A 13,422-nucleotide genomic window follows, 5' to 3' on the forward strand; every position below is an offset into this window, starting at 1 on the left:
GACCCCCATGTCCGAATCGTTTCTCTCCCAGGAAGAAGTCGACGCGCTGCTCGAAGGCGTGACCGGCGAGAGCCAGAAGCTGGAGAAGGAAGACACGCCCACCGACGGCGTGCGCACCTACAACCTCTCCAGCCAGGAACGCATCGTCCGCGGTCGCATGCCGACGATGGAGATCGTCAACGAGCGCTTCTCGCGCAACCTGCGCCTGGGGCTGTTCAACTTCATCCGCCGCAGCCCGGAGATCTCGGTCGGTGCGGTGCAGGTGCAGAAGTACAGCGCCTTCCTGCGCGAGCTGGTGGTGCCGACCAACTTCAACATCATGGCCATCCGCCCGCTGCGCGGCAACGGCCTGGTGGTGTGCGAACCCACGCTGCTGTTCGGCGTGATCGACAGCCTGTTCGGCGGCAACGGCAAGTTCCACACCCGCATCGAGGGCCGCGACTTCTCGCCCACCGAGCAGCGCGTGATCAACCGCCTGGTGGAGGTGGTGAGCGAGGAATACAAGAAGGCCTGGCGCGGCGTGTACCCCATCGAGCTGGCCTACCAGCGCTCGGAGATGCAGCCCCAGTTCGCCACCATCGCCACCCCGAGCGAGATCGTGGTGTCCACCAGCTTCACGCTGGAGATCGGCGACATCACCGGCTCGCTGCACATCTGCATTCCCTACGCCACGCTCGAACCCATCCGCGACGTGCTGTATTCCAGCGTGCAGGGCGACGCCATCGAGGTGGACCGCCGCTGGGTCAAGCTGCTGAGCCACGAGATCCAGGCTGCCGAAGTGACCATGGTGGCCGAGCTGGCCCAGACCGAGGCCACGGTGGAACAGCTGCTGGCCATGCAGGTCGGCGACTTCATCGAGCTCGACCGCAGCCCCTCCATCACCGCCCACGTGGACGGGGTTCCCATCTTCGAGTGCCAGTACGGCACCCACAAAGGCAAATATGCGCTGCGCGTGGAACGCAACCTGCGCGGCATCGACATGAACTGGCTGGGAGATTCCTATGTCAACTGACACCACCAACCAAGACGCCATTGCGGACGAATGGGCGCAGGCCCTGGAAGAGCAGGCGGCCACCCCGTCGGCCGACGGCGCACCGGCTTTCGACAGCCACCCGGCCATCACGGCCGAAGCCGCCGCGGCCAGCACCGCCGGCAACGCCATGTCCGACATCCAGCGGGTGCTCGACATCCCGGTGCAGCTGTCGGTGGAACTGGGCCGCACCCGGGTGCCCATCAAGTACATCCTGCAGCTGGCCCAGGGCTCCATCGTCGAGCTCGACGCCCTGGCCGGCGAACCCATGGACGTGCTGGTCAACGGCTACCTGATTGCCCAGGGCGAGGTGGTGGTGGTGAACGACAAGTTCGGCATCCGCCTGACCGACATCGTGACCCCGTCCGAGCGCATGCGCCGCGTCAGCCGCACATGAACCCGATGCTGCAGAACGCCCTGCCCGCCGTGCTGCTGCTGGCCGTGATGGTCGGCATCGCACTGGCCCTGAAGTGGGCCCGTGGCCGCATCCCCGGTCTGCCGGGCGTGCCGGCCGGCGGTGCCGCCAAAGGCCCTTCGCTGCAGCTGCTGACCAGCCTGCCGCTGGGTCCGCAGCAGCGTGTGATCACGGTGCAGGTGGACGATGGCCAGACCCGCACCTGCCTGGTGCTGGGCGTGGCCGCCGGCAGCATCACCCCGCTGCACAGCCTGCCCATGCCGGCCGCACCGGCGCCGCAGGCCGATGCCGGCGCCACCGCACCCGGCGGCTTCGCTGCCCGGCTGGCACAGCTCACGGCCCGCAAGGATGCCCATGGCCCGCAGTGACATCATCTCCCGCGCCGGTGTGCGCACCCTGGCGCTGCTGCTGGCCCTCATGCTGCTGAGCCTGGGCGCCTGGGCACAGGCCCCGGTGGCCACGCCGCAAGGCCCCTCGCTGCCGCTGATGGTCGGCCAGGGTGGCGGCACCAGCTTCTCGGTGCCGATCCAGACGCTGCTGTTCTTCACCGCGCTGTCCTTCCTGCCGGCGGTGCTGCTGCTGATGACCGGCTTCACCCGCATCGTCATCGTGCTGTCGCTGCTGCGCCAGGCCCTGGGCACCCAGGCCTCGCCGCCCAACCAGGTGATCGTGGGCCTGTCGCTGTTCCTCACGCTGTTCGTGATGGGGCCCACCCTGGACAAGGTGTATGCCGACGCCTACGGCCCGTATTCCCGCAACGAGATCAGCTTCGAGGTGGCTCTGGAGCGCGGTCAGGCCCCCATGCGCGAGTTCATGCTCAAGCAGACCCGCCAGTCCGACTTCGAACTCTTTGCCCGGCTGGCCAAGCTGCCGCCGGAGGTGACCGCCGCCAACGCGCCGTTCCGGGTGCTGGTGCCGGCCTTCGTCACCAGCGAACTGAAGACCGCCTTCCAGATCGGCTTCATGATCTTCATCCCCTTCCTGGTCATCGACCTGGTGGTGGCCAGCGTGCTGATGTCGCTGGGCATGATGATGCTGTCGCCGGTGCTGGTGGCCCTGCCCTTCAAGCTCATGCTGTTCGTGCTGGCCGATGGCTGGAACCTGCTGCTGGGCTCCCTGGCGGCCTCCTTCGCCACCTGACCCCACCGAACGGAACACCATGGATCCGCAAGCCGCACTCACCCTGGGCCAGAACGCCCTCTTCCTGCTGCTCCTGGTGGCCGCCCCGGTGCTGGCGGTGGTGCTGGCGGTGGGTCTGGTGATCAGCCTGTTCCAGGCCATCACCCAGATCCACGAAGCCACGCTGTCCTTCGTGCCCAAGCTGATCGCGGCCATTGCGGTGTTCGCCATTGCCGGGCCGTGGATGATGACCACGCTGGTGGAGTTCATCCGCAACACCATCCTGTCCATCCCCAACTACGCGATCTGACGCCGTGCCCACGTTCACCGAAGCGCAGATCATGGCCGTGGTCAGCCCGGTGTTCTGGCCGTTCCTGCGCATCCTGGCGGTGTTCTCCAGTGCGCCTGTCTTCTCGGCGCGGTCGGTGCCGGTGCGCACCCGGGTGGCCCTGGCCATGCTGGTGGCGCTGTGCGCCCAGGCCGGCCTGCCCGAGCAGCCCGTCATCGGCCTGACCGACCCGGGTGCCTTCGGCGCCGTGGTGCAGCAGGTGGTGGTGGGGCTGGCCATCGGTCTGGCGGTGCGCATCGTGTTCGCCTCGGTCGAGCTCGCGGGCGAACTCATCGGCCTGCAGATGGGCCTGAACTTTGCCGGCTTCTTCGATCCCGCCACCAGCTCGCAGTCCAGCGCCGTGGGCCGCTTCTTCGGCAACATCACCATGCTGCTGTTCGTGGTGATGGGCGGCCACCTGATGCTGCTGCAGGCGGTGATCGCCAGCTACGAGACCTTCCCGCTGGGGGGCAGCGCGATCGAGTCGGTCAACCGCCTGCAGCTGCACGAGCTGGGCGCGGTGGTGTTCCGCTACGGGCTGTGGATCGCCCTGCCCATGATCGGCATGCTGATGTTCATCAACACGGTGCTGGGCTTCATCTCGCGCGTGGCGCCGCAGATGAATGCGTTTGCCATCGGCTTTCCGCTCACGCTCTCGGCCGGCCTGGTGGGCATCGCCTTCACCCTGCCCATGCTGGGCACGCCGGTGGCCGGGCTGCTCAAGCTGGCCACCGACCTGTTCATGGGCGGCTGAACGCGGCCGTGCTGTCGCGCTCGCGCAGCCCCAGGGTGCGCAGGCCGGCGGCCCACACCGCCAGCACGTCGTCGTGACCGCGCTGGCGGGCCAGGTCCAGACCACACACCGCGTCGTTGCCGATGCGCCGGTGCGTCTGCAGCACCTCGACCACCTCACCCAGGCCCAGACGGCCATCGTCCAGCAGGCCCCGCAGCCCCAGCATCCAGGCCGAGAGCGCGGCGCTGCGGCCCTCGGCCAGCACGTCGTGCAGGGGCATGCCGGCTCCCTGGGTCGTGGACAGCGGCGGGCGCAGCACCATCACCAGTTCGGCCGGGCTCAGCGGCAGCCGGCGCAGGGCCTGCATGAACAGCGGCAGGCGGCCGGGCTGGCCGGTCAGCAGCCGGTGCAGCGCCTGTTCCGGCCGGTCGCCCTCGGGACCGAAGGCCCGCGCCAGGGTCAGTGCCAGCGGCAGCCCCTGCAGGCCCAGGTCCTGCAGGGCACCCAGGTAGGCCTTCAGGGCTGGGGCCGGCATGGGCGATCGCATGAGCAGCGAATGGCCCTGGCGGTCACGCGCCTCCAGGAACGCCAGCGTGAGGGCCAGATCGCCCCGGCGGGCATGCTGGCGCAGCAGCGCCGCGCGCCAGCGCTCGTGCCGCCCGGCCTTGAACAGCTGGCCGATGCACGCGGGCGCGAGCAGGCTGTCGCCGGGCATCCAGTCCTCGGGCACATCGTCGGCACCGGTGCCAGGGGCCGGGTCCAGGCAGGGCTGTCCGGCGGGCCCGAAGGCCAGCCGGGGACTCACGGGGTACAGGCGCCACAGCGGGTCGGCCACGCCGGGCGCATGGGCGCGCGGCCCGGGCCACACGCCCAGCTGCAGTGCGCCCAGCCTGAGGTGGCGCAGCTCGTTGCGGTCGTGCGCCCACCACTCCAGGTGCACCGTGGTGTGGTCCGGGTCGTACAGGCGCACCACCCAGCGCGGCACGGCCGGCCCGCCCTGGGCATGGGCATCGGTCTCGATGGCCAGCTCGAGTGCCATGGCGTGGTGCAGCGAGCCCAGCCAGTAGTGGCTGCTGGTGCGGCCCTGGGCCGCCATGCGGTCCATGCGCACCCGCAGCCATTCGCCGCTGCGCGAGTCCGCCACCAGATGCACCGGGCGCGACCCGTGCCGCAGCAGGGCCTTGAGGGCCAGGGCGGCGTCGGCCCGCTCCAGCAGCGCATCGGGGCTGGCCATGGCGCGGTAATCGAACGCCTCGGGCGATGCCTCGCCACGGCGCACCCGGGCCTGGTGTTCGATCCGCTCGCGCAGCCAGATGCAGACCAGATCCCCGCAGGCCAGCGGCCGTCCGCCCGGTGTGCGCACCCGCTGGTTGAGGTTGAGGCGCTCGTCCACCCCGGGCCCCGGGTCGGGATGCACGCGCACCGTCTGCGGCACGGCCGCGCGGGCGGGCAGCCGCCGGCAGGTGGAGACGGCCGGACCGTGCACATGGATGTCCAGATCGAACGGCCCCGGCTCGATCCAGGACGATGCGCGTGCCGGCAGATCGATGCGGCGCAGCCGGTGTTCACCCGGCAGGCACACCTGCCGCAGCGCGGGCAGCGGGCGCAGGTCCAGCGCGCTGGCCTGGCAGTCCGGCAGCTCCAGGCGCTGCAGGCGCGGCAGGGCGGTCAGCCAGGCCGGCAGCCGGCGCAGCCGGGCCAGCCGCACCGCGTGCACCGCCATGCCCTGCTCGGTGGCCAGGGCCGCATGCAGCCGCAGCCAGGCCGGCTGCAGCAGCATGACCAGCCCCACCGGGTGGTCGGCGAGGTCCAGCACCGGCTGCGGCTGCAGCAGCCGGTCCAGGCACTGCTGCCAGAGCTGGCGCGCCTGGCGGTCGCGGAAGGGATGGCTGCGCACCGCCTCCAGCAGGATCTCCAGCCGCTGGGCTGCGGTGGGCACGGTACCGACGTATCCGGAACGGGGATGGCGGGTGGTGGTCATGGCACGCAGCAGAAGCCTGGGGTGCCGATGGGTGGCATGGCGCTGCTGCGGGTTCACCGCCGGCCCGCCGTTGACCGGGGCGGGCGCCGGATGGAAGGTGACCGGGCACGAACGGTGCCCGGCAGGGCATCAGACCAGTCCGTTGCGGATGGCGTAGACCGTGAGTTCGGCGTTGTTGGTCAGGTGCAGCTTTTCCAGCACCCGGGCCCGGTAGACGCTGACCGTCTTGGGGCTGAGCATGAGCTCTTCGGCGATGTCGGAGAGCTTGCGGCCCGAGGCGATCTTCTGCAGGGTCTGCAGCTCGCGCTCGGACAGGCTGGCATGCAGCTCTTCGGTCTCGGGCGCGTTGAGGGTGTCCACCAGCATCTCGGCCACCGCCGGGGTGACGTACTTGCGGCCCTGCATCACCACCCGGATGGCCTGCACCAGCTCGGCCGGGTCGCCGGCCTTGTTGAGGTAACCGCGGGCGCCGGCCCGCAGGCAGCGGATGGCGTACTGGTCTTCGGGGTACATGGAGACCACCAGCGTCTTCACCGACGAGCCCTCTTCCTTCAGGGCCGCCAGCACTTCCAGCCCGCCCCGCCCGGGCATGTTGAGGTCGAGCACCAGCACATCGCAGGGCGACTTGCGCATCAGTTCACGCAGCTCGGGGTAGCTGCCGGCCTCGCCCACCACCTGGATGTCCACCGCCTCGGCGATGGTGTCGCGGATGCCCCGCCGCACCACGGCGTGGTCGTCACACAGAATCACCTTGATCATGCTGTTCCCTGTTCTGCATCGGCCATGTCGGTGGCCGACGGCAGCGGCACCGACAGGATGACCGAGGTGCCGCCCGATGACGAGCTGATGTCGAGCCAGCCACCCACCTGGGCTGCGCGCTCGCGCAGACCGAGCAGGCCGAAGGACTTGGCCTTGCGCAGGGCATCGCCCTGCAGGCCGCATCCGTTGTCGCTGACCTCCACGGTGAGCACGCCCTCGCGGTCGCTGAGGTCGATGTCGACCGAGCTGGCCTGGGCATGCTTGATGACGTTGGTGAGCGCTTCCTGCGCCGTGCGGTAGGCCACCAGCTGCAGGTGGCGCGGCACATCGATGGTCTCGGCCGACTTGCGCAGCACCACCCGGATGCCGGTGCGGCGCTCGAAACCGCTGGCCAGCCACTGCACCGCGGCCACCAGGCCCTGGTCCAGGATGGGCGGGCGCAGGTTGAGCATGATGCGCTGGCTGGCGTCCAGGGCATGCTGCAGCATCTCCAGGGCGGCCGACACATGGGCCTGCATGTCCGGGTCGGTGGCACGGCGGCCGACCCAGGCCAGGTCCAGCTTGACCGCGGCCAGCGCGCCGCCGATGTCGTCATGGATCTCGCGGGCGATGCCGGCGCGCTCCTGCTCGATGCTGGTCTGCAGGTGCTCGGCCAGCTCGGCGATGCGCCGGCGCGACTCGGCCAGCTCGGCGTCGGCCCGGGCCTTGGCACGGCGGGTCTGCGACATCTCCAGCGCCCGCTCGATGACGTGCGAGAGCCGGTGCATGCTGTCCTTGAGCAGGTAGTCGCTCACGCCCTTGTGCATGGCCTCCACCGCAGCGGCCTCGCCGATGGCGCCCGAGAGGATGACGAAGGGCAGGTCCGGGCGCAGTTCGCGGGCCACTTCCCAGGCGTCCAGCCCGGTGAAGCCGGGCAGGTGGTAGTCGGCCAGCACCACGTCGAAATGGCCCTGGGTGAGCTCGCGCCGGAAATCGTCCATGGCGTCCACCAGCACCAGTTCGGTGGGCAGCTTGCTGCGCTGCAGCGCGAACTTCACCAGCGCGTGGTCGACGCGGGAATCCTCGAGGTGAAGGATGCGGACCGGGGGGGTGTCGGTGGTCACGGGTGGAAAAGGCTCTGAATTCGGCCCGTTTTCAGCCGATAAGGGGTTTCGAGGCTGTTGAAAATTGTAATACCCCACCCTTTCGAACCACCCGACGACCATGGACCCCCAACCGACGATGCCCCCGCCGCCGTCCGTATCGATGCCGGTCGCTCTGGTGGCCGACGTACAGGACGCCTTGCTGATGGTGATGACCGACCTGCAGCGCCTGGAAGGCCTGCTCGATCACGCCACCGCCAACCTGCTGGACCGATTCAACCGGGCCGATGCCGCCCTGGGCACGCTGGAAGCGCCCCAGACCGCCGAGCTCATGCGCATCCGCCAGAACCTCAACCAGGCCGTGACCGAGCTGCAGTTCCACGACATGGCCACCCAGTTGCTGGTGCACACCGGCCAGGTGCTCAAGAGCTGTGCCTGGCGGCTGGGCGCCGAGGTGATCGACGCCGAGGAGGACGAAGTGCCCCTCAAGCTCGACCCCATGCCCGGCCGGCCCAGCCCGGTCACCCAGAACGAGATGGATGCCGGATCCATCGAGCTTTTCTGAGGCCGGCCCATTCAAGCCACCGCCCCAGCAGTCGATAACAGACGAAACACGGAGCCCCTCATGCGATCCATTCTTGCCGTAGACGATTCGGCCTCCATGCGAAAAATGGTGTCTTTCACCCTGACCGGCGCGGGCTACCACGTGGTGGAAGCGGTGGACGGACAGGACGCCTACGAGAAGGCGCAGAACCACACCATCGATCTGGTGCTGACCGACCAGAACATGCCCGGGCTGGACGGCCTGACGCTGACCCGCAAGCTGCGCGAACACCCGCGCTTCAAGACCACGCCCATCCTTATCCTGACCACCGAGTCCAGCGACCTGATGAAACAGGCCGGTCGCAACGCCGGTGCCACGGGCTGGCTGGTCAAGCCCTTCGACCCGGCCCGGCTGATCGAAGTGATCGAAAAGGTCATCCGCTGAACGGCGGTCCAGGAGCAAGCCATGGGTGAACTGATGAACGAGGGCCAGAACCTCGGCAACGATTTCGACCTGACCCAGTTCTATGCCATCTTCTTTGAAGAAGCTGGCGAGAACCTGGACCAGATGGAGCAGATGCTGCTGGCGGTGGACGTGAACGCCGCCGACGACGAAGAGCTCAACGCCATCTTCCGCTGCGCGCACTCGATCAAGGGCGGTGCGGCCACCTTCGGCTTTGCCGACGTGGCCGAACTCACCCACCAGATGGAGTCGCTGCTGGACAAGCTGCGCCGCCACGAGCTGCAGCCCACCGCCGCCATGGTGGACGTGCTGCTGGAGTCGTCGGATGCGCTGCGCGGCCTGCTGGGCCGCCACCAGACCGGCGGCGGCGAAGGCCCGTCCAACCACGAGCTGGTGGCCCGCATCTATGCGCTGGCCAACGGCGGTGCACAGGCCCCGGCGGCCGAGCCGGTGTCTGCCGCTCCCGCGCTGGTGCCCGCTGCGCCGGTGGTGCAGGCCGTGGCCGAACTGGTCACCGACCCGGCCCTGACCGCGCCGGTGGCTCCCGCTGCAGCCACGCCCTCCGGCATGCCGGCCGCCCGTCCCCCGCAGGGCGAGCGCCAGCTCGACATCCACATCGGCCCGCTGACCAGCCTGTCCCAGGCCGACGGCATTGCCGAACTGTTCCGCGACATTCCCGGCCTGGGCCAGATCGAACGCGAATCCACCCAGGGCGGCACCCACCGCTGCTTCCATGTGCGCACCAGCGCCAGCGACGGCGATCTGCTGGACCTGTTCACCTTCCATGTGGGCAAGGAGCAGATCCGCATCGAGGCCGCCGGTGGCGCCCCCGTGGCGGCCGCACCGGCCGACTTCGGCTTCTTCGAGGGCGCGCCCGGCGTGCCGGCCCATGCCGATGTGCCCAGTGCGCCGGCGGCCGCCGCACCCGCGGCCGCGAGCGCACCCAAGGCCGCCGAGTCCGCACCGCCAGCAGGCGGTTCGGCGGCAGCCCCCGTCAAACCCGACCAGCGTGCCGGAGCCGCCGCCGGCCTGGAATCGACCACCCTGCGGGTGTCGGTGAGCAAGGTCGACCAGCTCATCAACCTGGTGGGCGAACTCGTCATCACCCAGGCCATGCTGGCCCAGAAAAGCCGCGACCTGGAGCCCAGCGTGAACCAGGCGCTGCTGGCCGGCCTGGCCGACCTGGACCGCAACACCCGCGACCTGCAGGAAGCGGTGATGTCGATCCGCATGATTCCCATGTCGGTCGTGTTCAACCGCTTCCCGCGCATGCTGCGCGACCTGGCCAGCAAGCTGGGCAAGAAGGTGGAACTGGTCACCCACGGTGAAGCCACCGAGCTGGACAAGGGTCTGGTCGAGAAGATCACCGACCCGCTGACCCACCTGATCCGCAACAGCTGCGATCACGGCATCGAACTGCCGGCCGACCGCCGCGCCAAGGGCAAGAACGAGACCGGCACCATCACCCTGTCGGCCACCCACCAGGGCGGCAGCATCCTCATCGAGGTGCGCGACGACGGCCGGGGCCTGTCGCGCGAGAAGCTGCTGACCAAGGCCCGCGAGAAGGGCATCGATGCGCCGGACTCCATGTCCGACGCCGAGGTCTGGGGCCTGATCTTTGCACCCGGCTTCTCCACCGCCGCCGAGGTCACCGACGTGTCGGGCCGTGGCGTGGGCATGGACGTGGTCAAGAAGAACATCACCGCCCTGGGCGGCACGGTGGAGATCGACTCCGCCGAAGGCTATGGCATGCGTGTCTCGGTGCGCCTGCCGCTGACCCTGGCCATCATGGACGGCATGTCGGTGCGGGTGAGCGAGGAGGTCTACATCCTGCCGCTGGCCAGCGTGATCGAGTCGTTCCAGATCAAGCCCGCCGACATCAACACCGTGGCGCAGGGCGCCCGCGTGGTGAAGGTGCGCGAGGAATACATGCCGGTGATCGAGCTGGAGCAGGTGTTCCACGTGCCGCGCTTCGAGCACAACGGCAACAGCCCGATCATGGTGGTGGTGGAAGCCGACGGCTCCCGCGTGGCGCTGATGGTCGACGAGCTGCTGGGCCAGCAGCAGGTGGTCATCAAGAACCTCGAATCCAACTACCGCAAGGTGCCCAATGTGTCGGGCGCCACCATCCTGGGCGACGGCAAGGTGGCCCTGATCCTGGACACCTCGGGACTGGTCCGCCGTTCGCGCCACTGAGCCTGTCGATCCGTCATCACCGGGGCCGTGCCCCGGACTTTGAAAGTCTCCGATGCTGCTGCAGTCCACTTCCCCCCGGCGCCCGGCGGCGACGCCCGCACCCCGCGTGCCGGCCAGTGCCGACGGTCCGCTGGCCGAGGGCCGCGAGTTCGTCTGGTCGGACAGCGACTTCACCCGCATCAAGGCGCTGATCTACCGCCACGCCGGCATCAGCCTGCACGACGGCAAGCACGCCATGGTCTACAGCCGGGTGTCGCGCCGGCTGCGCGAGACCGGCCACGGCAGCTTCAAGAGCTACCTGGACTGGCTGGAGAACCACGACGGGCCGGAGTGGCAGGAGTTCGTGAACGCGCTGACCACCAACCTCACCGCGTTCTTCCGCGAGTCGCACCATTTCGACATCCTCTCGAAGCTGCTGGCCGAGCGCCGCACCCACGACTGGAAGATCTGGTGTTCGGCCGCCTCCACCGGCGAGGAGCCCTATTCGATTGCCATGACCTGCGCCGAGGTGCTGGGCACCAGCGGGCACTACGACATCCTCAACAGCGACATCGACACCAAGGTGCTGCAGACCGCCCAGCGCGGCGTCTACAAGGCCGATGCCAAGGGCCTGTCGCCCGAGCGGCTGCAGCGCTTCTTCCTGCGCGGCAAGGGCGCCAACGCCGGCCTGATGCGGGTCAAGCCCGAGCTGCAGAAGCACCTGCGCTTCCAGACCGTCAACCTGATCCAGGAACTGCCGCTGCGCGATGCCTTCGACGTGGTGTTCTGCCGCAACGTCATGATCTATTTCGATGCGCCCACCCAGCGCGCCGTGCTGGAACGCATCCACCGGGTGATGAAGCCCGGCGGCATGCTGTTCGTGGGCCATGCCGAGAACTTCAGCGACGCACGCAACCTGTTCGTGCTGCGCGGAAAGACCGTCTATGAGCGCATCTGATGCCGGCCTGATCAAGCGGCCCGCGGCGGTCGACCGCTCGCGGCTGGACGCCCTGAAGGCCCGTCGGCCCAAGCCGGGCGAGGCCAGCTTCTTCTACCGCGACCACCACTTCAAGCAGGACGCGGTCAAGGTGCTGCCGGGCGAGTACTACGTGACCGGCGACGACATCGTCATCATGACGGTGCTGGGCTCGTGCATCGCCGCCTGCATCTACGACCCCTATGCCCGGGTCGGCGGCATGAACCACTTCATGCTGCCCGAGGGCGGCGCCGACTCCGGCGGCCGCTACGGCTCGTACGCGATGGAACTGCTGATCAACGAGATGATGAAGCTCGGTGCCCGGCGCGAGTCGATGCAGGCCAAGGTGTTCGGCGGCGGTCAGGTGATGCACACCTTCACCACCATGAACGTGGGCGAGCGCAACACCAAGTTCGTGCTGGACTACCTGCAGACCGAGCGCATCGCCGTGGTGTCCAAGGACGTGCTGGACATCCACCCGCGCAAGGTGGTGTTCTTCCCGTCCACCGGCAAGGCCATGGTCAAGCGCCTGGCCCATTCGCACCCGGAAACCCTGGAGACCCAGGAACGCAAGGGCAACGCTGCGGTGGTCGCCACGACCACGGCCGGCGGCTCGATCGACCTTTTCTGACGGAGATATCCCATGGCCAAGATCCGCGTCGTGGTGGTGGACGATTCGGCGCTGGTTCGCAGCCTGCTCACCGAGATCATCAACCGCCAGCCCGACATGACCTGTGTCGGCGCCGCCGCCGACCCGCTGGTGGCGCGCGAGATGATCCGCGAGACCAACCCCGACGTCATCACCCTGGACGTGGAGATGCCCCGCATGGACGGGCTGGAGTTCCTCTCGCGCCTGATGCGGCTGCGGCCCATGCCGGTGGTGATGGTCTCCACCCTCACCGAGCAGGGCGCCGAGATCACGCTGCGGGCCCTCGAGATGGGTGCCGTGGACTTCGTGGCCAAGCCCCGCATCGGCGTGTCGGCCGGGCTGCAGGAACTGGCCGGGGACATCGTCGACAAGATCCGGGTGGCTGCCGCCGCCCATGTGCGCCGCCTGGCACCGACGCCTGCGGGCAACAGCCGCGTGCCGAACGCCACGCCGGCGGCCTCGGCACCGGCCGAACCGCCCCGTGCCCCATTGCCTCGGCTGTCCACCGAGAAGATCATCTGCATCGGCGCATCCACCGGCGGCACCGAGGCCATCCGGGAGGTGCTCACTCCCATGCCCGCCGACGCTCCCGCCATCGTCATCACCCAGCACATGCCCGCCGGATTCACCACCAGCTTTGCCAACCGGCTCGACACCCTGTGCAAGATCCGGGTGCAGGAAGCCCGTGACGGCCAGCGCATCCTGCCCGGGCATGCGTACATCGCCCCGGGCGGCCGGCACCTGCGCATCGACCGCAGCGGCTCCAACTATGTGGCCGTGGTGGAAGACACCGAACCGGTGAACCGCCACCGCCCCTCGGTGGAGGTGCTGTTCCGCTCCGCCGCCCGCGTGCTCGGGCCCAACGCCATCGGCATCATGCTCACCGGCATGGGCGGCGACGGCGCCGTGGCCATGCGCGAGATGAAGGACGCCGGCAGCTACAACTATGTGCAGGACGAAGCGTCCTGCGTGGTGTTCGGCATGCCGCGCATGGCCATCCAGCACGGCGCTGCCCACGAGGTCCTGCCCCTGACCCAGATCGCGCCGGCGGTGCTCAACCGCCTGGCCAGCGCGCCCGCCGGTGTGCGCCACCGCATCTGAGCCCCAAAGCGTTACATTCACCGTTCATCCCCATTGCCGGGTTTTCCGAAGGTTCTTGCCATGGACAT

General features: G+C 68.9%; 15 protein-coding genes. 12 read left to right on the top strand and 3 right to left on the bottom strand.

The window, feature by feature from the left end; translation table 11 throughout:
- Window positions 1-7: 7 nt before the first annotated feature.
- The 6 genes from fliM to fliR are packed head-to-tail and all read left to right on the top strand — an operon-like array spanning window position 8 to window position 3,646.
- A complete protein-coding gene (gene fliM, locus WD026_RS10030) occupies window positions 8-1,012 on the top strand; it encodes a flagellar motor switch protein FliM (RefSeq protein ID WP_425723524.1) in 1,005 nt (334 codons plus the stop codon).
- On the top strand, window positions 1,002-1,427 hold the full coding sequence (gene fliN, locus WD026_RS10035; RefSeq protein ID WP_086118867.1) for a flagellar motor switch protein FliN: 426 nt from the start codon (window positions 1,002-1,004) through the stop codon (window positions 1,425-1,427). Before fliM ends, fliN begins: the two co-directional genes overlap by 11 nt.
- Window positions 1,424-1,813: a FliO/MopB family protein gene (locus WD026_RS10040; protein WP_425723525.1), complete on the top strand. Its 390-nt coding sequence runs from the start codon at window positions 1,424-1,426 to the stop codon at window positions 1,811-1,813. The genes fliN and WD026_RS10040 overlap by 4 nt, the downstream gene beginning before the upstream one ends.
- Window positions 1,800-2,585: a flagellar type III secretion system pore protein FliP gene (fliP, locus tag WD026_RS10045; RefSeq protein ID WP_425723526.1), complete on the top strand. Its 786-nt coding sequence runs from the start codon at window positions 1,800-1,802 to the stop codon at window positions 2,583-2,585. Before WD026_RS10040 ends, fliP begins: the two co-directional genes overlap by 14 nt.
- A 19-nt stretch (window positions 2,586-2,604) precedes the next feature.
- The gene (gene fliQ / locus WD026_RS10050; RefSeq protein ID WP_425723527.1) at window positions 2,605-2,874 is read left to right on the top strand and encodes a flagellar biosynthesis protein FliQ; all 270 of its coding nucleotides are present in this window, start codon (window positions 2,605-2,607) and stop codon (window positions 2,872-2,874) included.
- Window positions 2,875-2,878: 4 nt separating this feature from the next.
- Window positions 2,879-3,646 (top strand): flagellar biosynthetic protein FliR, encoded by a 768-nt coding sequence (gene fliR / locus WD026_RS10055; RefSeq protein ID WP_425723528.1) that lies wholly within the window; start codon window positions 2,879-2,881, stop codon window positions 3,644-3,646.
- Here the strand turns inward: fliR and WD026_RS10060 are convergent.
- The 3 genes from WD026_RS10060 to WD026_RS10070 form a co-directional block, all read right to left on the bottom strand.
- On the bottom strand, window positions 3,633-5,606 hold the full coding sequence (locus tag WD026_RS10060) for a ShET2/EspL2 family type III secretion system effector toxin (RefSeq protein ID WP_425723529.1): 1,974 nt from the start codon (window positions 5,604-5,606) through the stop codon (window positions 3,633-3,635). The two genes, fliR and WD026_RS10060, sit on opposite strands and share 14 nt — an antisense overlap.
- A 129-nt stretch (window positions 5,607-5,735) precedes the next feature.
- Window positions 5,736-6,365: a response regulator gene (locus WD026_RS10065; RefSeq protein WP_425723530.1), complete on the bottom strand. Its 630-nt coding sequence runs from the start codon at window positions 6,363-6,365 to the stop codon at window positions 5,736-5,738.
- The gene (locus WD026_RS10070) at window positions 6,362-7,468 is read right to left on the bottom strand and encodes an ATP-binding protein (protein ID WP_425723531.1); all 1,107 of its coding nucleotides are present in this window, start codon (window positions 7,466-7,468) and stop codon (window positions 6,362-6,364) included. Before WD026_RS10070 ends, WD026_RS10065 begins: the two co-directional genes overlap by 4 nt.
- A gap of 142 nt (window positions 7,469-7,610) precedes the next feature.
- On the opposite strand from WD026_RS10070, the gene WD026_RS10075 reads away from it, so the two are divergent.
- From WD026_RS10075 to WD026_RS10100, 6 genes are read left to right on the top strand one after another with little or no spacing between them, the layout of a single operon-like run.
- Window positions 7,611-8,012: a hypothetical protein gene (locus WD026_RS10075; protein WP_425723532.1), complete on the top strand. Its 402-nt coding sequence runs from the start codon at window positions 7,611-7,613 to the stop codon at window positions 8,010-8,012.
- A 60-nt stretch (window positions 8,013-8,072) separates the two neighbouring features.
- Window positions 8,073-8,435 carry a response regulator gene (locus WD026_RS10080; RefSeq protein WP_425723533.1) on the top strand — a complete coding sequence of 121 codons (363 nt, stop codon included), beginning with the start codon at window positions 8,073-8,075 and terminating at the stop codon, window positions 8,433-8,435.
- Between the two features lie 21 nt (window positions 8,436-8,456).
- On the top strand, window positions 8,457-10,649 hold the full coding sequence (locus WD026_RS10085; RefSeq protein ID WP_425723534.1) for a chemotaxis protein CheW: 2,193 nt from the start codon (window positions 8,457-8,459) through the stop codon (window positions 10,647-10,649).
- A 52-nt stretch (window positions 10,650-10,701) separates the two neighbouring features.
- Window positions 10,702-11,586, top strand: coding sequence for a CheR family methyltransferase (locus WD026_RS10090; protein ID WP_425723535.1), 885 nt, complete (start codon window positions 10,702-10,704; stop codon window positions 11,584-11,586).
- Window positions 11,573-12,235, top strand: a complete 663-nt coding sequence (gene cheD, locus WD026_RS10095; RefSeq protein ID WP_425723536.1) for a chemoreceptor glutamine deamidase CheD — start codon at window positions 11,573-11,575, stop codon at window positions 12,233-12,235. Before WD026_RS10090 ends, cheD begins: the two co-directional genes overlap by 14 nt.
- A gap of 12 nt (window positions 12,236-12,247) precedes the next feature.
- A complete protein-coding gene (locus tag WD026_RS10100; protein ID WP_425723537.1) occupies window positions 12,248-13,354 on the top strand; it encodes a protein-glutamate methylesterase/protein-glutamine glutaminase in 1,107 nt (368 codons plus the stop codon).
- Window positions 13,355-13,422 lie beyond the last annotated feature (68 nt).

The organism is Hydrogenophaga sp. R2 (genome assembly GCF_049843595.1).
In the GTDB taxonomy this organism is placed as follows: Bacteria; Pseudomonadota; Gammaproteobacteria; order Burkholderiales; family Burkholderiaceae_C; genus Hydrogenophaga.